The 21,479-nt window shown below is 36.5% G+C and carries 19 protein-coding genes, 4 tRNA genes and 1 riboswitch; of the genes, 14 read left to right on the forward strand and 9 right to left on the reverse strand.

The features are described from left to right. The first annotated feature begins 863 nt into the window (after window positions 1-863). The 12 genes from AC59HC_RS04480 to AC59HC_RS04535 all read left to right on the forward strand — a co-directional run bounded on the left by AC59HC_RS04480 (window position 864) and on the right by AC59HC_RS04535 (window position 13,699). A complete protein-coding gene (locus AC59HC_RS04480) occupies window positions 864-1,226 on the forward strand; it encodes a hypothetical protein (protein WP_346564196.1) in 363 nt (120 codons plus the stop codon). 211 nt (window positions 1,227-1,437) lie between these two features. Next, window positions 1,438-1,713, forward strand: coding sequence for a YHS domain-containing protein (locus tag AC59HC_RS04485; protein WP_062673491.1), 276 nt, complete (start codon window positions 1,438-1,440; stop codon window positions 1,711-1,713). Beyond that, entirely contained in the window at window positions 1,700-2,377 is a 678-nt protein-coding gene (locus tag AC59HC_RS04490; protein WP_202840913.1) for an SCO family protein, read from the forward strand. The genes AC59HC_RS04485 and AC59HC_RS04490 overlap by 14 nt, the downstream gene beginning before the upstream one ends. Before the next feature lie 189 nt (window positions 2,378-2,566). After that, window positions 2,567-3,241: a superoxide dismutase gene (locus AC59HC_RS04495; RefSeq protein ID WP_317193487.1), complete on the forward strand. Its 675-nt coding sequence runs from the start codon at window positions 2,567-2,569 to the stop codon at window positions 3,239-3,241. Window positions 3,242-3,245: 4 nt separating this feature from the next. Then, window positions 3,246-3,614 carry a hypothetical protein gene (locus AC59HC_RS04500; RefSeq protein ID WP_311228651.1) on the forward strand — a complete coding sequence of 123 codons (369 nt, stop codon included), beginning with the start codon at window positions 3,246-3,248 and terminating at the stop codon, window positions 3,612-3,614. A 200-nt stretch (window positions 3,615-3,814) separates the two neighbouring features. Next, complete coding sequence (locus AC59HC_RS04505) at window positions 3,815-4,645, forward strand: MbnP family protein (RefSeq protein ID WP_496558071.1); 831 nt, start codon at window positions 3,815-3,817, stop codon at window positions 4,643-4,645. Beyond that, window positions 4,638-5,687, forward strand: a complete 1,050-nt coding sequence (locus tag AC59HC_RS04510; RefSeq protein ID WP_496558072.1) for a cytochrome-c peroxidase — start codon at window positions 4,638-4,640, stop codon at window positions 5,685-5,687. Before AC59HC_RS04505 ends, AC59HC_RS04510 begins: the two co-directional genes overlap by 8 nt. A gap of 12 nt (window positions 5,688-5,699) precedes the next feature. Continuing rightward, entirely contained in the window at window positions 5,700-6,647 is a 948-nt protein-coding gene (locus AC59HC_RS04515; RefSeq protein ID WP_202840907.1) for a transporter, read from the forward strand. Between the two features lie 92 nt (window positions 6,648-6,739). Further along, window positions 6,740-6,924, forward strand: a riboswitch (cobalamin riboswitch). Window positions 6,925-7,033: 109 nt separating this feature from the next. Continuing rightward, entirely contained in the window at window positions 7,034-9,067 is a 2,034-nt protein-coding gene (locus AC59HC_RS04520) for a TonB-dependent receptor plug domain-containing protein (RefSeq protein WP_496558073.1), read from the forward strand. Next, a complete protein-coding gene (locus AC59HC_RS04525) occupies window positions 9,064-10,197 on the forward strand; it encodes a YncE family protein (RefSeq protein ID WP_411414249.1) in 1,134 nt (377 codons plus the stop codon). The genes AC59HC_RS04520 and AC59HC_RS04525 overlap by 4 nt, the downstream gene beginning before the upstream one ends. Before the next feature lie 13 nt (window positions 10,198-10,210). After that, window positions 10,211-11,404, forward strand: a complete 1,194-nt coding sequence (locus tag AC59HC_RS04530; protein ID WP_496558074.1) for a cell surface protein — start codon at window positions 10,211-10,213, stop codon at window positions 11,402-11,404. Between the two features lie 36 nt (window positions 11,405-11,440). After that, window positions 11,441-13,699, forward strand: coding sequence for a T9SS type A sorting domain-containing protein (locus AC59HC_RS04535; RefSeq protein ID WP_496558075.1), 2,259 nt, complete (start codon window positions 11,441-11,443; stop codon window positions 13,697-13,699). Between the two features lie 142 nt (window positions 13,700-13,841). On the opposite strand, the gene AC59HC_RS04540 is transcribed toward AC59HC_RS04535, so the two are convergent. The 7 genes from AC59HC_RS04540 to AC59HC_RS04570 all read right to left on the reverse strand — a co-directional run bounded on the left by AC59HC_RS04540 (window position 13,842) and on the right by AC59HC_RS04570 (window position 16,932). Next, on the reverse strand, window positions 13,842-14,630 hold the full coding sequence (locus AC59HC_RS04540; RefSeq protein WP_110008510.1) for a T9SS type A sorting domain-containing protein: 789 nt from the start codon (window positions 14,628-14,630) through the stop codon (window positions 13,842-13,844). A gap of 227 nt (window positions 14,631-14,857) precedes the next feature. Further along, on the reverse strand, window positions 14,858-15,631 hold the full coding sequence (locus AC59HC_RS04545; RefSeq protein ID WP_202840901.1) for a T9SS type A sorting domain-containing protein: 774 nt from the start codon (window positions 15,629-15,631) through the stop codon (window positions 14,858-14,860). A gap of 288 nt (window positions 15,632-15,919) precedes the next feature. Beyond that, window positions 15,920-15,991 (reverse strand) — tRNA-Glu (locus tag AC59HC_RS04550). A gap of 63 nt (window positions 15,992-16,054) precedes the next feature. After that, window positions 16,055-16,126: transfer RNA gene (locus AC59HC_RS04555), tRNA-Glu, on the reverse strand. A gap of 82 nt (window positions 16,127-16,208) precedes the next feature. Further along, window positions 16,209-16,280, reverse strand: a tRNA-Glu gene (locus AC59HC_RS04560). Window positions 16,281-16,290: 10 nt separating this feature from the next. Further along, window positions 16,291-16,545: a 30S ribosomal protein S20 gene (gene rpsT, locus AC59HC_RS04565; protein ID WP_002983073.1), complete on the reverse strand. Its 255-nt coding sequence runs from the start codon at window positions 16,543-16,545 to the stop codon at window positions 16,291-16,293. A 66-nt stretch (window positions 16,546-16,611) separates the two neighbouring features. Continuing rightward, window positions 16,612-16,932, reverse strand: coding sequence for a hypothetical protein (locus tag AC59HC_RS04570; RefSeq protein WP_105683297.1), 321 nt, complete (start codon window positions 16,930-16,932; stop codon window positions 16,612-16,614). A gap of 282 nt (window positions 16,933-17,214) precedes the next feature. Here AC59HC_RS04570 and AC59HC_RS04575 point away from each other — a divergent pair, with 282 nt between their 5' ends. Then, window positions 17,215-19,386, forward strand: a complete 2,172-nt coding sequence (locus AC59HC_RS04575) for a zincin-like metallopeptidase toxin domain-containing protein (RefSeq protein ID WP_496558076.1) — start codon at window positions 17,215-17,217, stop codon at window positions 19,384-19,386. A gap of 6 nt (window positions 19,387-19,392) precedes the next feature. Further along, window positions 19,393-19,710 (forward strand): hypothetical protein, encoded by a 318-nt coding sequence (locus tag AC59HC_RS04580; RefSeq protein ID WP_202840897.1) that lies wholly within the window; start codon window positions 19,393-19,395, stop codon window positions 19,708-19,710. A gap of 330 nt (window positions 19,711-20,040) precedes the next feature. Here the strand turns inward: AC59HC_RS04580 and AC59HC_RS04585 are convergent. Together AC59HC_RS04585 and AC59HC_RS04590 are read right to left on the reverse strand one after the other, a co-directional pair. Further along, window positions 20,041-20,112: transfer RNA gene (locus AC59HC_RS04585), tRNA-Glu, on the reverse strand. A 60-nt stretch (window positions 20,113-20,172) separates the two neighbouring features. Beyond that, window positions 20,173-21,459: an N-acetylmuramoyl-L-alanine amidase family protein gene (locus AC59HC_RS04590; protein WP_202840895.1), complete on the reverse strand. Its 1,287-nt coding sequence runs from the start codon at window positions 21,457-21,459 to the stop codon at window positions 20,173-20,175. Between the last annotated feature and the right edge of the window lie 20 nt (window positions 21,460-21,479).

Raw genomic sequence — 21,479 nt, forward strand, 5'->3', positions numbered from 1 at the left:
TCATTCAGAATCATTATCAGCTTTATTAAATTTTATCGCAGATAAAATCCTTGCGCCTTAAAAAACAGTAAACATTAAAAACTTGCGCCTTTGCGTTTCCAACATCACACCATACCAAAACTTAATTTAGAAAAGATAATAGATTTTTTTTGTTGGATGAGCGCAAAGGCGCAAAGAAGATTAAAATTGTGGTGTTTTTAAGGACGCAAGAAAATCAAAGATTTTCAGCAAGATGATGTCTTAATAATTAGTCTCATTCAGAATCATTATCAGCTTTATTAAATTTTATCGCAGATAAAATCCTTGCGCCTTAAAAAACAGTAAACATTAAAAACTTGCGCCTTTGCGTTTCCAACATCACACCATACCAAAACTTAATTTAGAAAAGATAATAGATTTTTTTTGTTGGATGAGCGCAAAGGCGCAAAGAAGATTAAAATTGTGGTGTTTTTAAGGACGCAAGAAAATCAAAGATTTTCAGCAAGATGATGTCTTAATGATTAGTCTCATTCAGAATCATTATTAGTCTTATTAAATTATCGCAGATAAAATCCTTGCGTCTTAAAACAGTAAGCATTTTAAAAAGAACTTGAGACTTTGCGATTTCCAACAAAACAAAGAATATAAAAAAGCTCTGCCAAAAACATCAGCAAAGCTTTTATCAACAAGATTAAATTGTATATAAAGAACTAAATTTTTATTTAGGTCTAAAGTCTTACTCAAAGTTCGGGATAAAATTATTCCGGTGACAGGCACAGTTTTGTGATTTTTATAGGTAACAGTAGATAAGCATAATGACATTCATCATAAATCTGTTATAAAACAGTTTTGAAGTAGTATATTTGTAACAGAGAACAAAATCGGTGAGGTTATTCATTTCCATATTCATCATTTTTACCGTTGCATTACGTCCTGTTTTGCCATTGGTAAATTATGCCGTGAATTATGATTATATTGTGAAAAACCTTTGTGAGAACAGAAATGTACCACAGTCAACCTGTAAAGGAAAATGCTACGTGGAAAAAGAGCTGGCTAAAACAGAAAAACAGTCCAACAGCTCCCAAACCATAAAGATTGCTGGATTAGATGTTTTTATTTCTCACGATATCCTTTCCTTCTCCGCTCATTTGAATTCGGAATCACTTTCTGAAATTCCCGATTCAAGTTATTTTAATTCTCATTCTTCAGAATACTTTTCAAGGATTTTCCATCCTCCGTTGGTTTAATTTTTATTATAAACTATATTTTTAGTTTGTAAGATGGTAGTTTATAAAGCTTTCATTAGTAAGCCATTAAAGATGCATTCTATAATTCAAATGAACCATTGTAAGCAATAAGAAATACATCAGTTCTTCTTGAGAATTGTTGTGCTTTTTTCAGACTTGTATATGGTATCATAACTTTATTTAACATTATTAATTTCAATTTAACATTAAAATGAAATCTCCTATAATTTTGACTGCCTTGCTGTCAGTATCATTACTGTCGTGTGCCAAGGAAACTCCTCAGGTAAAGCATGCAAGCCACATGGACTCCTCGGGGAAGAAAATAGAAAATGTACAGGTAGTGAACGAAGAAGATCCTGTCTGCCACATGAAAACTGCCGGATCTATAAAAGATACTGCTGTGTATAAAAATAAAACGTACGGTTTTTGCAGTGTCTCCTGCAAAGGTGAATTCAAAAAAAGTCCTGAAAGATATGCCCAAAAATAAAAAGACCGCAAATAAAAGTAAAGTGATCATACCCATTGCGGTATTTGCATTGCTTTTCCTGGGAATAGGTGTGGGAATGGGGTATTTTAAAAAGAACCTTTATACTGTGATGAAAGTTCCGGACTTTGAACTTACAGATCAGAACAGTAAAAAAGTTACCAATAAAGATATGCTGGGAAAAGTATATCTCGTAGAATTTTTCTTCAGCAAATGTCCTACCATATGCCCGGTGATGAATACCAATATGAAAGCGATTCAGAACCAGATTAATGATCCCAACTTTGGCATTATCTCCATCAGTATTGATCCGGAAAACGATACACCAGCAGCATTGAAAGAACATGCCCAAAGAATTGGTGCAAAATCTCCGAACTGGCACTTCCTGACCGGAGACCGTACCTATATTGGAAAACTTGCGGATCAGTTTAATATCTACGTAGGTGATAAAGAAGATGAAGGAGAAAGCCTGAACCACAGCGGAATGATTGCGCTGGTAGATCAGGAGGGGAATATCCGTTGCAGATACAACAAGGAAAATATGCCTATTCTCTATTATTCAGGACTGAATTATGGAGATCCGGAAGGTAAAACACCTATGCTGACAGGAAAATATCACCCAGATAGAGAAATTCTTATTGAGGATATTAAAAAATTATTGAAATAGGGAAGGGGGGAAGCCGGATGTCTGAAACTGGAAGTTATTCCAGACTATGAAGCTCTAGCAGTTTTTTGAGATGGCTGTAAAAGGAAATAGAAGTTGAAAAAGTTAGGCTATAACATCAATTACTTCCAGCATCGATCACCGACCTCCCACTTAAAAAGAAAACATTGTTCAACCATAAACAAAAAAATTATGAAGATTTTGAAAATAGCTGCTATAACTGCAGTTTTCGCAGCCCAATTTACAATGGCTCAGTTTTCGCAGACGCCTCTTCCTTATGCTTATAATGCTTTGGAAGGAAATATTGATGCCCAAACGATGGAAATTCATTATTCAAAACACGGTGCAGCATATGCTGCTAACTTGAATAAAGCCATTGCTGGAACTCCACAGGAAAAAGAAACTTTGTTTCAGATTCTTTCCAATGTTTCAAAATTGCCTGCTGCAGTAAGAAATAATGCAGGAGGACATTACAACCACGAATTGTTCTGGACGGTTCTTACTCCTCAGAAAAATACACAGCCTTCAGCAAAATTAGCAAAAGCCATCAATGAAACTTTCGGAAGTATGGATGCTTTTAAAGAAAAAATGTCTAAGGCAGGTGCAGACCGTTTTGGTTCAGGATGGGCCTGGCTTTCTGTAGGGAAAGATGGAAAACTGTTTGTTTCCTCTACTCCTAATCAGGACAATCCTTTGATGGATGTTGTAGAAGAAAAAGGAACTCCAATCTTCGGCATTGATGTATGGGAGCATGCTTATTATTTAAAATATCAGAATAAAAGAGCAGATTATCTTACCGCGATCTGGAATGTTACCAACTGGAAAGAAATCAGCAGAAGATATGATGAAGCGATAAGCAAGAAATAATCTGATGAAAATATTGTACAGCATACTTTTTACCTTCTATATGGTGCTAAGACCTTTAGTGCCCGTGGTAGAGTATGCTGTAAATTATGATTATATCGTTAAAGTTCTCTGTATCAATAAAACCAGACCGGAGGTTCACTGTAACGGAAAATGTTACCTGAGTAAAGAGCTCGCCAAAGCCAATGATTCAGAATCTTCACCTTTTCAAAAAATAAAAAACTCAGGACAGAAAATTCTTGATACCTATATTCTTCCTGAAACTACAACGATCAACACTACGGAAAGACGTCAGTTTTTCAGTTTCAATTTCACTTACGAAACAGCTTATTCTTTTCTGTTTCTTACCCATATTTTCAAACCACCGGTTTTTTAAGTTAAACTATCACTATTCAACCAAAAAAGTCACAAAAGCTTACTCAATTAAAAATCAAAGATTTTTAAAAAGTTTAGGTGCTCTTCTGAAGATAATACGTATCACTTAATAAACTTAAGTGTAAGAACTTTCGTGCCTTTTGTGGTAAAAAAACAATGCTGTTACAGCCATTCAAATTAATTTAACTTAAAAAATCAACAATGAAAATTTCTCAATTTTTATCACTATTCTTTATTGCCTTTACTGTATTCTCTTTTACAGCCTGCGAAAGCAGCAGGGATGATGAGAACCCACAGGATACTACGCCTGGAAAACTTCAGATCAAATTTGAAAACGGATTTAACAATGTAGGAGATATCGTATTGAATCAAACGGTTCAGACTTCTTCCAATGGTCAGAAACATAATTTTTCTGCTTTGAAATACGTCATCAGTAATATTGCATTGATAGACGAAAACGGAAACGAATTTAAATACAACGAAAATAATCCTGACAAAGGAGCTTTTATCGTAGATCAGGCAGATGCGGTAGCCGGAATTGTTTATCTTAATCTGGATGGCGTTCCGAAAAACAATTACAAAAAAATAAGATTTGGATTAGGCGTGAGTCAAAAAGCGTATTTGCTGGGACAGGACGGACAGGCTGAATTCTGGACAAAAGCCAAGCAGAAGGGAATGTCCTGGTCATGGGCTGCCGGTTATGTATTTGTAAAACTGGAAGGGAAATACGGTACAGATTCTCCTTCAAAAGAATTTATGAATCACACAGGAAATATGGGAAATACTGCAGCCAACAATACACCTGATCTGTATCGCGAAATTACACTGAATCTTCCGACAACAGCAAGGGTAACGACAAAAATTCGTCCTTCTGTCCATATTCTGGCAGATCTGAACCAATTTTTGAGCGGAGACAAGACACTTACACTTACCACAGCCAATGATATGCTGATGGGTTCAAACCAGCACCTGGTAGATGTTACCAATAATCTTACAAAAATGTTTAAAGTAGACCACGTTCATAATGATTAATTTTTTTGTTAAAACAATACTGGTTCTGCTTGTATTTGTATTGAGTTGCATTTCATGTTCTGATGAGGTGATTCAGCCATTGGAAAAAGATGAAGCCTACAATCTGGAGTTTCCTTCTTATTTTCCGGAAATGACTTTTGATACATCCATTAATCCGGTGACCAAAAATGGAGTGGAGCTAGGACGAAAATTATTCTATGAAGGCAGGCTTTCAAGAAATAATACCATTTCATGCGGTTTTTGCCATATTCAGGAAAATGCTTTTACCCATCATGGTCATACGGTGAGCCATGGGGTAGACGACAGAATCGGAATCAGGAATGCACCGCCCATCCAGAATATGGCTTTTTTGAAAAGATATATGTGGGACGGAGTGATTCACAATCTGAATGAGCAGCCCATCAGCCCGATTACTGATGTGAATGAAATGGACAGTTCCATACCGGAAGCCATTTCAAAAATAAAAGATGACCAGAAGTATAAAAAACTTTTCAGGGAAGCTTATGGAGACGAAACTATTACCGGAGAAAGAATTCTGAAAGCATTGTCGCAGTTTATGGCTTCCTTAATTTCTGCAGATTCAAAATATGACCGGTTCAGACAGGGAAAAGAGCAGCTGACTTCGGCAGAATCTCAGGGGATGGCATTATTCAATCAGAAATGTGCTTCCTGTCATAGCAGAGAATTATTTACTGATGAGAGTTTCAGAAATACGGGAATGTATTACAATACAGAATTCAAGGATGCCGGACGTTACAGAGTTACTCTTAACCAGGTCGACTGGATGAAATTCCGTGTTCCCAGTTTAAGAAATGTAGAATATACCGCACCTTATATGCATGACGGAAGATTTTACACGTTAGAGGCGGTACTTAATTTCTATTCTGATCAGGTAGAAGATAATGCCAATCTTGATCCTCAGCTAAAACAGAACGGCCACATAGGAATTGCTATGAACAGCCAGGAAAAACAATCGATCATTGCGTTCCTGAAAACATTATCGGATAAAAATTTTATATCCAATCCAAAATTTGCAGAATAATTTATAAAAGACATGAAGAAGATTATAGTGATAGTAAGTTTGATCCTGTTTAGTCAGTATCAGGCAAAGATCATCAGAGACAGTGCTTATATTGCTCCGGAAACTTTCAGCAGATTCAATTTTGATGATGACTGTGATGCTTGCGGCTGTGCAGCAGGAAACGGATCTTCCGGCTTTGAGTCATTGTTGAATCCACAGTTTGTCGGAATTAAGTATTTTGCGCAGCATTACAAAGCTAAAGAGAACTTGTTTGTAAAAGACCTTACCCAAGATCAGTATTTCAATACGCTGCAACTTTGGGGGAAAATTCCTCTGACTAAAAAGCTGAGTGTTTATGCGAGTCTGCCATTCCATTTTCATGAAAAGAAAACCATGCAGGGAGATATTAGAATCAATGGAATAGGAGATTTAAACCTGATGGGAATTTACCAGCTGATGAGCTCTAAAGATAATTTCCATCATCTGAGTGGAGGTTTGGGCGTGAAAATTCCACTTGGCAAGTTTGATGAAAAAGGAGCATCCGGTGTCAACCCTAGCTTTCAGCTGGGAACCGGAAGCTGGGATTATCAGGCCGCTTTGAATTATAAGTTTCAGAAAAATAAAGTAGCCGTATTGGTCAATACAGACTATATGATCAAAACAGAGAATAAGAAAAATTACCGTTTTGGAAACCAATGGAACTATGCAGCAACGGGTTTTTATCAGGTTGCAGGAAATGAAAAATCTATATTCTCTGTAAAAACTGGAGTTCAGGGAGAAGTCTACGCTCAGAACAAACAGTTTGATGAGGCACTGCCGAATACTGCTGGTAGCGCTTTGTACGGAAAACTGGGATTTGAAGCCTCTTATAAAAAGCTGAGCCTGGGAAGTGAAGTCATGCTTCCCATGTACACACGCCTGGCGGGAGGAGATATTGAAGCTCAATCAAGATTCAGTATTTTTCTGAATATTGGAATTTAAAAAGAAACCCTTGTTGAAATCATGTTAAAGCTCCTTCGGGAGCTTTAATTGTTTATAAATCATTATTTTAGTTGGGGATTAGGAATAATTATTTATCTTTGCCGGAATTTGGTGAGCCGTAAAAAGCTCTTAAAAGGGAATCCGGTGAAAATCCGGGACAGACCCGCTGCTGTAAGCTCCGCACCAAAGTTTTTGAAGAATATATCCACTGTTTTTTAATGGGAAGGATTTCAAAAATGGAGTAAGTCAGAAGACCTGCCAGACAATAATCGTTTGACGCTTTCGTGGAATAAAGCTTAGGACATCAATGATTCTGTGCAGTGACAGCTGTGCTTTGTCGTTGTATTCTTATACCCATTAGCGTCTTCATTACCCTAAATGAGCTAATGGCGGCAAAACTAACTACTTCTGCAATTCATAAAGCTGTTTTCACAATATTAGTGTTAACATCTCAACTTGTGTTTTCCCAAACTAAGAAAAAAGACAGTCTTCAGGAAGAGACCATTAAAGGAATCAATCTTTATAAAAAGAATTTTAAAGAAATCCTTCCGGCACAAACGCTGCAGGGAGAACAGCTGGAAAGACTGAACAGTCATTCCGTTGCAGATGCACTGCGGTATTTTTCAGGCGTTCAGATTAAAGACTACGGCGGATTGGGTGGTTTGAAAACCATTAATATCCGAAGTATGGGAAGCCAGCATGTAGGGGTTTTTTATGATGGAATTCAATTAGGAAATGCTCAAAACGGACTGGTAGATCTGGGAAGGTACTCTTTGGATGATCTGGAAGAAATATCGTTGTATAACGGACAGAAAAGTGAAATTTTTCAGCCAGCAAAGGACTTTGGCTCTTCGGGGTCTATCTATTTACAGCCTAAAACACCCGTATTTAAAGGAAATAGAAAAACCAATTTGGTGATAAGAGCAAAAAGTGCATCTATTGATCTCTTTAATCCTTCATTCCGGTTGGAACAGAAGATTTCAGACAAGGTTTCTGCCAGCTTCAGTGGCGAATTTATGCAGAGTGACGGAATTTACAGATTTCGGTATGCGAAGAAATACCCTGATGGGCAACAGGCCTATGATACCATTGCAAAAAGACAGGACTCAGATATCAAAGCAAAACGTTTTGAAACTTCTCTCAACGGAACTTTAAATAACGGAAGCTGGAATATCCGTGGCTACGGTTATATTTCAAACCGCGGAATGCCGGCACCCATTGTTAACGGGCGCTTTGAAGGAAGAGGAGCGAGACTTTCCGATGAGAATTATTTTGTACAGGCTAATCTGAGAAAAAAACTGTTCCCGAAATTTGAAACACAGCTTAAGGCAAAATTTGCCTACGATTATACCCATTTCATGGACACAGTTCGTTCGCAGTCTATTATTTATACCGATAACACCTATATCCAAAGGGAACTTTATCTTTCCTCTTCCAATATTTACTCAATCACTCCCAATTGGGATGTCAGCCTGAGTGGAGATTTTCAGTATAATAACCTGGATGCCAATCTGGATAATTTTTCTTATCCTACCCGCTACACTACATTGGTAGCATTGGCAACAACCTATCAGTGGAACAGATTCAAAATTATGGGAAGCCTTTTAGGAACCTTTACTTTTGAAGAAGTAAGAAAAAATAAAAGACCGGGAGATGCCAGAGAGTGGACACCTGCGGTGTTTATGAGCTATCAGCCGGAAAAAATTCCGGAGCTTACTCTAAGGGCTTTCTATAAAAGAATTTTCAGACTTCCAACCTTCAATGATTTGTATTATACCAATATCGGAAATACCTACCTGAAACCGGAATTCACCAATCAATATGATGTAGGATTTACTTATCAGAAGAATTATAACAACCGTTTCTTTAAAACATTTTATGCTAAAGTAGACGGTTACTACAATAAAGTACAGGATAAAATTGTGGCAGCTCCGAACGGAAGCATGTTCCGCTGGCTGATGATGAACCTGGGATTGGTTGAAATCATTGGTGCAGATGTGAATGTACAGACTGAAATGCAGCTTGGAAAAGTAACCCTCCGACCTTTGCTTTCCTACACCTATCAAAGCGCGAGAGATATAAGTGATCCGGAAGACACGTTTTATCGCAATCAGATTCCTTATACCCCATGGCATAGTGGATCTTTCAGTCTTATGGCAGATTATAAAGACTGGAGTTTCAATTACAGTGCAATGTACGTAGGAGAAAGATATGACGTGAATCAGGATAACATTCAATACAATTATGTGCAGCCCTGGTATACGCACGATTTGTCTGTTCAGAAAAAATTCAACTGGGCGAATCATCAGTTTAAAATAAGCCTTGAGATGAATAATATTTTCAATCAATACTATGATGTTGTCCTCAATTATCCGATGCCCGGAAGAAACTTTAAACTTATTCTAAACTTCACCCTATGAGAAAACTAAACTTTTATTTTTTATTTCTTGTGTTAGCTTTTCTTACTTCATGCCGTACAGATGAAATTATTGTCCGTCAGGAAGTAGTAGAAGGGCTTCCTTCAGAAAATACAGCAATAAAAGGCTTCTATATGCTTAATGAAGGGAATATGGGGAGTAATAAATGTACCCTTGATTTTTTTGATTACACCAAGGGAACTTATTTTAGAAATATTTATGCTGAAATCAATCCCAATGTGGTAAAAGAGCTGGGAGATGTAGGAAATGATATCAAAGTGTACGGAAGCAAACTTTATATCGTAGTCAATGTTTCCAATAAAATTGAAGTGCTGGATGCCAAAACGGCCAAACGTATTACTTCTATTCCATTACAAAACTGCCGGTACCTTGCTTTCAAAAACGGAAAAGCTTATGCCAGCAGCTACGCCGGACCCGTAGCGATTAACCCGAAAGCACCAAAAGGGAAAGTAGTGGAAATTGATACCACTTCTCTTTCCATCCAGCGTGAGGTAGTGGTAGGATATCAGCCCGAAGAAATGGAAATTGTGGGAAATACCTTATTTGTTGCCAATTCCGGAGGATATAAGGCTCCCGATTATGACAATACTGTTTCGGTAATTGATCTGAATACTTTTACCGAACTCAAAAAAATAAATGTTGCCATCAATCTTCATCACATTAAAAAAGATAATTACGGTGATCTCTATGTAACCTCAAGAGGAGATTATTATAATGTTCCTTCCAGTCTTTATCTCATAGATGCAGCCACGGGAACAGTCAAGAAAGATTTTCATCTCTCCGTGAGTGAAATGACAATCGTAAATGATAAACTCTATTTCTATGGAAATGAATTCAATTACAATACCCACAGCTATAAAAAGACATTTGGAATCATTGATGTAAAAACAGAACAGATCATCGCCAACAGAATTTTTGACAAAGAATATGAAGATGCCATTAAAACCCCTTACGGCATTGCCGTAAACCCAATCACAGAAGATATCTACATGACAGATGCCAGAAATTATGTATCCATGGGATTTGTGTATTGCTTTGATAAAAACGGACACTTTAAATGGAAAACGGAAGGCGGAAATATCCCTGCCCACTTCGCTTTTTTATACAAATAACCAACCTTAAGACATGAACAGAAATACCTTTACTTATTTAAAAACCGGGCTTTTATCCTTTTTCCTTTTAGGAGCAATTGCCTGTAAACATGATGATGAAGACGAATTTACCTTTAACGGCCTTGATGATTCCTATACCATTGAGCGTTTAAAGGTTTTGAGTATTCCTACCAATGCATCAGGATCGGTTACTTGGATTATCAACGATTCTATTATTTCCCAAAACTCAGAACTTGAATTTATCAGTGTGAATGCAGATGCTTATCCTCTGACTTTAAAGATCAGGAATAAAGGAAACGAGCAGGTTTTTCATTCTAAAATAATTGTAACCAAAGAAAAAACACCTTATAGCAGATACATTTCCAAAGTACTGGAGTTCCGCCCTGCCGTAGGACAGTTTATGAATGAAATCCCGGAATATTTACCAGGGAATACTGCCGCGAATATGCTTCAGAAAGCCAATGAATCTTTGGTGGGAGGTAATTCAACCATGATCAGTCTGGGAGGATATGGAGGATATGTAGTGTTCGGTTTTGATCATACCATTCCGAATTTAAATGGACGTGATTTTAAAATACTCGGAAATGCATTCTTTGGAAATGATGCTGCGGATCAACGTTCAGGATCTTGCGAACCGGGAATTATTATGGTTGCCTACGACAGAAATAAAAATGGAAAGCCGGATAATGATGAATGGTACGAAATTGCAGGCAGTGAATATTTTAAAAATGCTACCGTAAAAGATTACAGCATAACTTATTTTAAGCCTGACGAAAATAAAACACCTGTAGCCGGAACTGAATTCTGGCAGACCGATGTGGAATATATCAAGTGGAGTGACAACCTCGGAAATCAGGGGTTTAAAACAAAAAATACATTTCACGTACAAAGCTATTATCCCTTATGGTATACTGAGAGTTCTTACGGCTTTTCGGGAACAAGACTCACCAATAATTTTTATGATCAGAACGGTGACGGATCGTATTGGGTAGGAAAATCATACGAGTTCGGATATGCAGATAATGCTCCGAATAATGATGAAGCTTCCAATATTGATATTTCATGGGCGGTAGACAGAAGTGGAAAATATGTAAAACTTCCGGGTGTAGACTTTATGAAAATATATACAGGAGTCAATCAGGAAGCCGGCTGGCTGGGTGAAGTTTCTACAGAAGTAGCAGGAGCTTATGATCTGCATTTCAAATAATAATTCAAGAATACAATTTATTTAAATTAATAAAAAATGAAAAAGTTTTATCTTTTTATGATGCTTTTTCTGTTTGCATGCGTATCCAATGCACAGATAAAAGTACAGGGTGTGCCCAGAAATGATATTTCAGGGATCAGTAATCTTAATACCACTGCCATCAGTTTTTCTGATATTCAGTATTGGGTAGGGTCGGGAACCAATCAGGCTGCTTTTGTAGTACAGTGGAACGACGGTAAAAATCCTGATGCGATGGTTTGGGGATTCAAATGGAACGGAAGTGCTACCGGAGAAGATATGCTGAAAGCTATTGCTAAAGCAGACCACAGATTATATACGTTGCTTTATCAGGGAACACAATTTGGATCAGCAGTCGGAGGGATTGGATTTGATCTGAACGGTCAGGGGACCAATGCCCTGATCAAAAGCGGAAATACCACTTATCCGTTATATCCGGTCAATGGTTTTGTCAATACGACAGCTTATGATTTCGACAGCTACACCATTGTAGATGCTGCGAACGATCACTGGCAGTCAGGTTGGACCGTGAACGGATATTGGGCGTACTGGGTAAAGAATCCGACGGATGCAGATTTCGGATATTCCAGTGTTGGAGCTTCCTCACGTGCATTGCAAAATGGTTCCTGGGATGTATGGAATTTCAATGTAGGATTTAATGAAACACCTGTTTCTTCTACCATGACTCCGGTTTCTCCATATGTAGCTTCTACAAACTATACCAACGGATATTTTATGGTGAACGAAGAATGGTTTGGTCATACCAACGGTTCTGTAAACTTCATTGATAATAACGGCCAGATCAATTACCGTGTGTACAGTAATGCCAATAATAATCAGGCTTTCGGGGCAACGACACAGTACGGAACAATTTATGGTGATAAATTTTACTTCGTATCAAAGCAGGCTGCTGATGGGGGAGATACTCAATATACTCCGGGAGGAAGATTGGTTGTAGCCAATGCACAGACCATGCAGAAAATTGCTGGTTTTAATAACATCGGAGGCGGTGATGGTAGGTCATTTGTAGGAGTAAACGAGCATAAAGGTTATATCGGTACTTCTACCGGTATAGTTCTTTTTAATATTGATAATTTACAGGTTGGTAATTTAATTACCGGAACAGGTGGAAATGGGCAGATCGGAAATATGATCCGTACTTCACAATATGTTTTTGCCGTAAAACAGGGAGTAGGAATTTTAGTGATTAATCCTAATACCGATACGATAGTGAGTACTATTGCAGGAGGGTTCTACTCGGTGGTTCAGGCTAAAGACGGAAGTGTATGGGGAATTCAGGACCAGAAGCTGATCAGCATTAATCCTACCACTTTTGCAACACAGATCTACAATATCCCAACTACAAAGTATATCGGAGACTGGGGCGCATGGAATGCCGGAAGATTCACAGCAAGTAACAAAGAAAATGCTTTATACTGGATCAATTCAATAAGCAGCTGGAGCTCAGGAACACAGATTGTGAGATTTGATGTTACAACGAAAACATTTAACGAAAACTTTGCTGCAATTCCAGGACAAACAGGTCAGTTTAAACAAATTCCGTACGGAGCGGCTCTTCGTGTAAACCCTGTTACCGGAGAGTTGGTTCTGAATACCACAGAAAGCGGATATGGAGCACACTACCAGAAAAACTGGGTTCATACCTATGATATGACCGGAGCCCTTATCAATACAAAAACTCTGAACGACTACTATTGGTTCCCTTCGCTGACGGTATTTACCAATAACTCAGTTCCTGTTGTAAGTAATGTTTTCCCTTCACAGGTTACTGCAGGAAACACAACGACAATTGATCTGAAATCAATAGTTTCTGATGCCGATAATATGACGGTATCTGTTGTAAAAACTGTAAAATCAAACAGCAATCCTACCACGGTCTCTGCTGTAATTAATAATAATGATGAGCTGGTTCTGACACCGCTTGTTTCAGGTATATCTGATATTGTGATCAGCTTTAACTCAAACGGTAAATTGATTGAAAAAACACTTACAGTAAACAGTACTGCTTCAACATTAGCAACTGCTGAGGTTAAGAAGCTTGAGTTTGGCATCTATCCAAATCCTGTAACAGATATTCTTACGATTAAAACGCAGGAGAAAATTCAGAATGTTTCTCTTTACGATGCTTCAGGCAGAGTAATCAATGTACAGCTGAACAATGGTCAGATTAATGTAAGTGCACTTCCAAAGGGTATTTATATTGTAAAAGCTGTAACCGATAAAGCGGTATATCAGCAGAAATTAATCAAAAACTAATACTATTGCAGATAGTAATCTTGTTATTTTAACCCCTGATCAATTTTGGTCAGGGGTTTTTATTGACCAATCAATAGGGGATGATATAAAAAACCCGGCAAGCTTTTAAAGCTTGCCGGGTTCATTCTGTTGTATATCTTCTTTATTTGATAATCACTTTTTTAGAGTATGTTTTTCCTTCTTTTGTCTGAAGTTTCATAATATATACCCCTTGTGGCTGTTTGGTATCAAAAGTATTTGATGTCAGCTTGGAACGGAATACTTCTTTCCCTGAAGTATTGGTTAAAGTAACTTCGGAACCTTCTGCAGAAACATTTTTGTCAAGAGTGAACTGCCCATCCTGGCTGTGAGCCATGAAATTGATGAAAGGATCTTTGTACTGGTAAGCATAGTATACTCTAAGCTCTCCACCGATATTCAATAATCCGGAATTCACATTTATTTTAATGCGGTCAAAAGGGATGTTCATCGTCATCTCTATTTCCCCTTTGCTTGGATCTCCGCTTCCAAGAGTGATCAGTTTTGTGGCAAGACTTGTGTAATCGTTATTGGAAACATCTCCATTAAATGTTTCAATAGATACCCCGCCCAATAGCTGTGCAGATAGAGGAGTTCCGTTTGAACCTATCGCAAGAACAAGTTTATTGGTATTGTTCGCAATATTGGTAGTTGGGAAAATCAATGTCTGTTCTGTTCTTGCAAGAAGCCCCACTGAAACCTGTAGAGTAGAATAGTCATTCTCGTTGCTCCCTACAGCATTCTGAGGATTCAATACACCACAACCCAGGCATACTCCTAGCACCTGATTGGTCTGGCTGCTTGCGTAGGTTTTTACGATCTGAGCAAAAGACATTGTGCTGGTTAAAAATAGGAATGATGCCAAAACTGCAGCTTTCATCGTGCGTTGGCTCAATAATAAATAAGTTTTCATATGTAGAAAATTTTGGATTTTAGTTTTTTTTGTAAATTTATAAATAAAATAATTATGTTGCTTATTTTATTTCATAATTATGTGATTTGTTAATAATTTATTGATATTTGCAATTAATGATTTATTATTATTTAATGGGGTGAATGCTTGTAGTTGCTTGAAAATGAATGTAAAAAATATGGCAAGCTTGAAAAAAGTATACTGCATTTATTCTGTAATCAATTAAATTATTTGATTACAATTTTTTTTGAATAGATTTTACCTTCTTTCGTTTGTACATTCATGATATAAACACCTTCCGGCTGTTTCGGCTCAAATGTATTTGAGGTCAGCTTGGAACGGAATACTTCCTTTCCTGAAGTATTGTACAGGATAACTTCGGAACCTTCTACAGGAACATTTCCACCAAGAGTAATCTGTCCGTTCTGACTGTGAGCCATGATATTCATCAATGGATCCTGGTAAGCATAATAAACTCTGAAACCACCGCCAAGGCTTAGAACACCGCCTGTTAATCCGATTCTTATCCCATCATAAGGCTTTGTAGGTTTGAATTCTATTGTACCTCTGTTTGGGGTTGCGCCCAGTTTAAGAAGGCTTACATCAATTGTTCTCCGATCATCATTGGATGTACCTCCATTCATTGTTTCAAGCGTTACTCCGCTTAACAACTGTACAGATAATGGTATGTTGTCTGTTCCGATTCCTACTACCAGCCTTGTGTCAGATCTTAGGTCAGGGAAAATCAGGGTTTGCTGAATTCCTCCCAACAGAGCTGTTCCCAATACCATTGTTGAGTAGTCATCTTCGTTATCTCCTACGGCATTAAGGGGATTATCGATATGACATCCCAGGCAGGCTACTCCGAATACTCCGGAGCTTTGTGCGTGTGCATAAATTCTGTTTTGTGCCAAGGACATTGTGCTGGTAGAAAATAAAAATAAAGCTATCAATCCGGCCTTTAAAGAGGATCGGCTTCCCGAAAATAAATTGAATTTCATGTTATATTTTTTAAAAATGAATAGTTTTATTCAAATGTAAGGATTAATGGAAGAAGTAAAAAAAAATATTTCCATAAATGGTGATATTTTTGATGAAATTTAATATGACGTTCCTGTTGGGGTGAAAATTGTACAAGAGGTCTGGTGGATAGACTATTGTATCTGAAGAAATTATCGCTTAGTTCCTTAGGGTAGGTATAATGGAGCTATAGAAAGCTTAAACCTTGGGAAGAATCCCCGAAATCTATATATAGAAACGAAAAAAGGACTTTCGAAAAAGTCCTTTTGTAGCCCGTAGGGGAATCGAACCCCTCTTACCAGAATGAAAATCTGAGGTCCTAACCGATAGACGAACGGGCCCTCTATCTTCCATTACCGAAGTAATGTGTTAGCTTTTGTTTTTATAAGTGTCAACTCTTATTGTAGCCCGTAGGGGAATCGAACCCCTCTTACCAGAATGAAAATCTGAGGTCCTAACCGATAGACGAACGGGCCGGTTAGATTTATTTAAATATAGCTTTTTCTACAGTGATCTTTATAAAACCACCGTTGTTACAGTGGTCTTATAAGATGTAAGTAGCCCGTAGGGGAATCGAACCCCTCTTACCAGAATGAAAATCTGAGGTCCTAACCGATAGACGAACGGGCCAGCTATATTGTTACGCTAATTTATTAACGTGCTTTGTTAATTTGCTTTTCAAGTTAGCTGCTTTGTTTTTGTGGATAATGTTTTTCTTAGCTAATTTATCCAATAAAGCGATAACTTTTGGCAATTGTTCTGTAGCAGCAGCTTTGTTCTCTTCATTTCTTAAAGCTTTTAAAGCTGTTCTAGCAGTCTTGTGGTAATATCTGTTACGAAGTCTTCTAGTTTCGTTTTGTCTGATTCTCTTTAGTGCTGATTTATGATTTGCCATATCGTTTAAATGTGAGTGCAAAACTATAAACTTTTTTTTAAACTACCAAATTTATTTTTAAAAATTTTAATTTTCTTCTGATAGATACTTTCTGAGTTTATTTATTGCCTGTTCTATTTTTAAATTTTCTTGTTCTTTCTCTAATTTTTTGATCGTATTTCCCAGCATGATCAGTGCATTATTCCATTCTCCAGTGGTATTGGTGAAAGTAAGTTCATCAATTGTTACTTCAAAAGCAACCCTTTCTCCAGTCCTGTAAAGCCTGAAACTGATTTTATCATCTCTGCCTGTAATCCCGCCTTCATTGATTTGTAAATCGTAACTTTTTGGGTTAGAGTGGATTTTCTTAAAAAGCAATTTCGCTTCTTGTATTTTTAAATCCGGCATGATATAAAATTTGATGGTCTGCAGAAAACTGCAAACAATGATTTATCAATAATATTTTTCATCAGTGTTACCATATTGGTAGAACCAACTATGGATAAATTTTTTGCAAATATAATGCTTTTGTGACATATAACATATAGGGATTGCCTTTTTCAAATAATTCTTAATACAAATATTGCTAATAGCAATATTATGAGGTGAAGTCTCAAGTAAAATAAATATAATACGTCAGGTTCTGTCGTTACCCGAATCTACATTTGGCTCATAATAAATTCAAATGATATGATACAAAGATTAAATTACGTCTTGAGCAGAGACATTGACAGCCCTTTAGGAGAAAACAGTGTGTTTTTTGAAACATTTGTTGTTCCTCCCGAAGATTTCGATAAAATACCCGAAACTAAAGAAACAGATCGCATAAAATATACTTTCATACAATGTAAGAGTGGTGTTGAAGTGTTTGATAGATACGAAAAAGAGGGGGTAGAAGAGAAACAATTTAAAGTTTTCTATGAAGAAGATGACCCTAAAAAAAGTAACTTTTTTGGCACTGCCTGTCGGGTAAAAATGGGAAAAGATGCCAAAAACTTCTTTAACAGAATTTATAGTAATAATCAAAATACCACGTATGTAACTCCAACAGAATCAATAACCGTAAGTGGGTTTGACAATCTTGTTAGAGAGCTTGCAGATGATACAAAGATAAACGAAACTCTTTTAAGGGGTGCAATCTATCTGGAAATTGCTGAACAAAGTAAACTAAATGAAGTCTATAAAAAGGTATTCTCATTAAACAATCAGTTGGCAGACTGGATGAGAGGAGGCATAGAAACCATTGAGAAATGGAAATTTACAGAGGAAAATTACGATTACATCAAATATTATGTAAACCCGATGTACAGCACTTATCAAAATAAAATAGGAACAATTGGTTTTTCAAAACAGGAAGTGAAATACAAACCGATTATTCCTGTTCCCATTGCTGCTCAAGAATATAAGACCATGCAAAACGCTTCTGAAGTTGCAGCAACAGGATTTAGCAGGTTTAAAGAGTTTGCAAACTATTTTGAAGAAGTTTCTTTGGCAATAGTCACAACCGTAGTAAAGGCAACACCTACTATTACGGATGATATTTTCTTTGCTGTTGTTTTCTATTTAAAAAATTTCATTGAAGATAATATCCCTGAAAGTATAAAAAATGTCTATAACAAGCTCAAAGTTTTTTTTAATGAAATATTGGAAGTTTTTTCAGGTATTGGTGCAATTATCGTGGAGAAAGTCAATCGAGAAGTTGCAAAAATTAACGCTTTTTTATGTGGTCTGCTCAATAGCTTAATTTCTTTAGCACAAACCGTTATTATGCTATTAGCAATGGTTACGGATAAAATTCCTTTTTTGGAGATGGAAAAAATGAGTCCGTTAGAGTTGGCAAAACATCAAGAGAAATTAGAATTCATAGAAGATTTTGTAGATTTATTTACCAAAAATTCTAAAGAATTTCTTGCAGGTATTAAAAGTCTGTTCAGTGAAGGTAAGATATGGAAAGAACTATCAAAAGTTATTGATGTACTAAAAAAGAAGTTTTCTTCAATAAAAGATTATAATGAGTATTTTTGGGCATACTTCATTGGTGCTGTTGCATTTGAACTTATCTTAGATGCTATTATTGCATATTTTACAGGAGGAGGCTCTTTAGTGGCAGACCTGTCAGCTAAAATCAGCAGAATAACAGCTAAGGCAGAAGAGTTAGGAGCGAAGGGAATACAACTCTCTAAAAATTTAGGTGGGAAAATTGCTAATTCTGCACAAGACTTTTACAAATGGTTGGAGAAAGAGTTTCTTGAAATGCTGGAAGCTATAAAAAGTGGTAAAGTTGCGGAATGGATTAGAAAGAAAATTGATGCTATATTTGGAAGTGGTAATAGAATTCATGATGAAGTAGTTGAGGATATTGAAGAGCTTTTCAGAAAAATTGATGATAGTTTTGGATTAGATGGAGGGAGATTATTAACTTTAAAAGAATTAAAAAAGCTCCGAAAGCTGCTAAAGGAGTTATATGATGTAGATTTGAAAATTGTAGATAAGGACTTTGGAATGAAACAAAAACTTAAGGACTGGAATGCAAGAGGTGTAGTAGGTTCTTTCAATCCAAGACTTAAAACTATGTTTTTACGTTCAGAGGTTTCAGAATTGACAGTTTTCCATGAAATGGTTCACATGAAAACTTGGAAAAGATTATCCCCTGAAGAATATGCCAAATTACCTCTTTGGGAAGATGAAACAATGGTTTGGGAAGCTATATGGAAAACAAAAGAAAAATGGACTAAAAGAGAATTGGTTGATTCTTATGAATATTTAAATGATAAGATTAGAATACCAATGGGACAGCCAAAATTAGTAATTGATGAAATGGAAGAGTTAGTCAAATTAAAAAAATTAGGAATATTAAAATAAATAGATATGAAGCATACAAAAGAACAAATTGAGGAAATTGCCAAAGATGTTTTAGAGAAAACAAATTTCATATATGATACTAAAGAAAAAATGATTATTCGTGAAAATAAAGATTTTTATTTGGATGGAGAAAAAATTAATTCTTGGAATGTATCTGTATTTTTCGGAGAGGAAGATTGGGGAAAAAATCAACTAGCTGGACTTGTAATTAATGATGAGAATGGTCATCCTATTTATTTACAACATAGTTTTAACAGCTTTATATATTATAAAGTGAGTGATAATGGAGAAATTTTCACAGAAGTAAGACAAGGTAGTAAATAAATAATTAAAAAAGTTAAAAATAAATTTTATAAACAGAACAGGCTTGTTTTGAGCCTGTTTTTGTATTTCTCAAAAAGCTCCTTTTCAAACAAAAGAAGCAAATTCAAGGGGCTTTCAGCCCTGAGAGCAAGATATTTTCGAATTAACTTCAATAAATACAAAGATAACAAAAGGAAAGAAAAATTTTAGCGAACAAAAAAGATTTTCGAAATTCGCCCTGTACAAAGCGTGTATGAGAGTTCTTTTAAAATCCGTGGAGATTCCGTTGACTTTTGGAATAAAAAAATCCCTGAACCTTGTATTGATCAGGGATTGAGTGGTGTAGTTTAGTAGCCTATAGGGGAATCGAACCCCTGTTGCAAGAATGAAAATCTTGAGTCCTGACCACTAGACGAATAGGCCAAATTTTGAGGTTGCAAAAGTAGGAATTAACTTTTAAACTTCAAAATTATTTTTTTTGATTTATCTGTAGACCTTTTGTATCACGGTATTTTTGATACCTTTAGCTTCAAGTTCCTTCTGAAGTTTTACAGCATCTTCCAATGTGTATACTTTTCCATACGTGTAGTAGAATACACCGTTGTCCTTATTTCGTTCCACATCTTTTAAATTCTGGAGGATATAAGAATTCCCGTTCAGTTTATCGCCTGCATACACTTCAATCGTATAATATCCCATGCTGATTCTCTGATTAGGCATAAATCCTACGGCAAATGCATTTCTGAAGCCGGCATCCTTTGCTGTTTTAAGATTAATATCTTTTACCGAAGCCATATTGGTGACAGCATAGTAATATTTGTACTGCCCGTTTTCTTTAAGCGTAAGAATATAGTTCAGGCCTTTCAGGGCAGGATCATTTTCATTGTATTTCGTAGGAGAACTCATTAATAGAATTCTGAAATCATTTTTCAAAGGAACCTCTGCAGGTTTTTCCGGTTCTGGCTTTCTTGTTGCAATAGAACCACCGGATTTTCTGTCAATCGCCTTTTTATAATCAATTATGGCATTGTAGATACTTTCTGCAATTTCAGTCTGCCCCTTATCTGAAGCGATGTAGTGACTTTCTTCAGGGTGATTGATGAACCCGGTTTCTATCAGTACAGATGGCATGGCATTCATACGGAGAACGTGAAGGTTTTTCTGAAATACACCTCTTGATGATCTTTTATCTTTATTCACAAAATTATCTTCTACCAATCCTCCCAAAAGAAGACTTGATTCGAGATATTTACTTTGCTGAAGTTTCAGGGCAATTAATGACTCCGGTGAGTCCGGATTATAAGAACCAAAGATCTGTTTATCTTTTTCATCCAGGAAAATTACGTCATTTTCTCTTTTGGCTACTTCCAGGTTTTCATTATTCTGGTTGGGTCCCTGCACATACGTTTCTGTTCCATACGCTGTAGGTCTCTGGGATGAGTTACAGTGAATGGATATAAAAAGGTCTGCTTTGCTTCTGTTGGCCAGATTGGTTCTGTCAGACAGAGACGGATACTCGTCTATTTTACGGGTATAAATTACCTTAAAATCTCTGTTTTTTTCTAACATGGCACCTACTTTTAACGTAATGGCAAGTGTAATGTCTTTTTCTGCGATTCTTCCGATGTCGGAATAGGTCCTGTTGGCTCCATGATCACTTCCTCCGTGTCCAGCATCCAGAACGATAGTAAACTTCTTCTGGGAGAAAATAAAGTTGCTGATAAGGATAAGGAGAAATGATAAAATTATTTTAAAATTTTGTTTGTGCATCTTACAGTTATAAAAATTAT

This window comes from Chryseobacterium sp. DZ-32, assembly GCF_059587025.1.

What these genes read in the sequence shown, in the direction of transcription:
- AC59HC_RS04485 (WP_062673491.1), top strand. Translation starts at nt 1,438, where the DNA reads ATGAAATCTCCTATAATTTTGACTGCCTTGCTGTCAGTATCATTACTG.
- AC59HC_RS04490 (WP_202840913.1), top strand. Translation starts at nt 1,700, where the DNA reads ATGCCCAAAAATAAAAAGACCGCAAATAAAAGTAAAGTGATCATACCC.
- AC59HC_RS04495 (WP_317193487.1), top strand. Translation starts at nt 2,567, where the DNA reads ATGAAGATTTTGAAAATAGCTGCTATAACTGCAGTTTTCGCAGCCCAA.
- AC59HC_RS04500 (WP_311228651.1), top strand. Translation starts at nt 3,246, where the DNA reads ATGAAAATATTGTACAGCATACTTTTTACCTTCTATATGGTGCTAAGA.
- AC59HC_RS04505 (WP_496558071.1), top strand. Translation starts at nt 3,815, where the DNA reads ATGAAAATTTCTCAATTTTTATCACTATTCTTTATTGCCTTTACTGTA.
- AC59HC_RS04510 (WP_496558072.1), top strand. Translation starts at nt 4,638, where the DNA reads ATGATTAATTTTTTTGTTAAAACAATACTGGTTCTGCTTGTATTTGTA.
- AC59HC_RS04515 (WP_202840907.1), top strand. Translation starts at nt 5,700, where the DNA reads ATGAAGAAGATTATAGTGATAGTAAGTTTGATCCTGTTTAGTCAGTAT.
- AC59HC_RS04520 (WP_496558073.1), top strand. Translation starts at nt 7,034, where the DNA reads ATGGCGGCAAAACTAACTACTTCTGCAATTCATAAAGCTGTTTTCACA.
- AC59HC_RS04525 (WP_411414249.1), top strand. Translation starts at nt 9,064, where the DNA reads ATGAGAAAACTAAACTTTTATTTTTTATTTCTTGTGTTAGCTTTTCTT.
- AC59HC_RS04530 (WP_496558074.1), top strand. Translation starts at nt 10,211, where the DNA reads ATGAACAGAAATACCTTTACTTATTTAAAAACCGGGCTTTTATCCTTT.
- AC59HC_RS04535 (WP_496558075.1), top strand. Translation starts at nt 11,441, where the DNA reads ATGAAAAAGTTTTATCTTTTTATGATGCTTTTTCTGTTTGCATGCGTA.
- AC59HC_RS04540 (WP_110008510.1), bottom strand. Translation starts at nt 14,630, where the DNA reads ATGAAAACTTATTTATTATTGAGCCAACGCACGATGAAAGCTGCAGTT.
- AC59HC_RS04545 (WP_202840901.1), bottom strand. Translation starts at nt 15,631, where the DNA reads ATGAAATTCAATTTATTTTCGGGAAGCCGATCCTCTTTAAAGGCCGGA.
- rpsT (WP_002983073.1), bottom strand. Translation starts at nt 16,545, where the DNA reads ATGGCAAATCATAAATCAGCACTAAAGAGAATCAGACAAAACGAAACT.
- AC59HC_RS04570 (WP_105683297.1), bottom strand. Translation starts at nt 16,932, where the DNA reads ATGCCGGATTTAAAAATACAAGAAGCGAAATTGCTTTTTAAGAAAATC.
- AC59HC_RS04575 (WP_496558076.1), top strand. Translation starts at nt 17,215, where the DNA reads ATGATACAAAGATTAAATTACGTCTTGAGCAGAGACATTGACAGCCCT.
- AC59HC_RS04580 (WP_202840897.1), top strand. Translation starts at nt 19,393, where the DNA reads ATGAAGCATACAAAAGAACAAATTGAGGAAATTGCCAAAGATGTTTTA.
- AC59HC_RS04590 (WP_202840895.1), bottom strand. Translation starts at nt 21,459, where the DNA reads ATGCACAAACAAAATTTTAAAATAATTTTATCATTTCTCCTTATCCTT.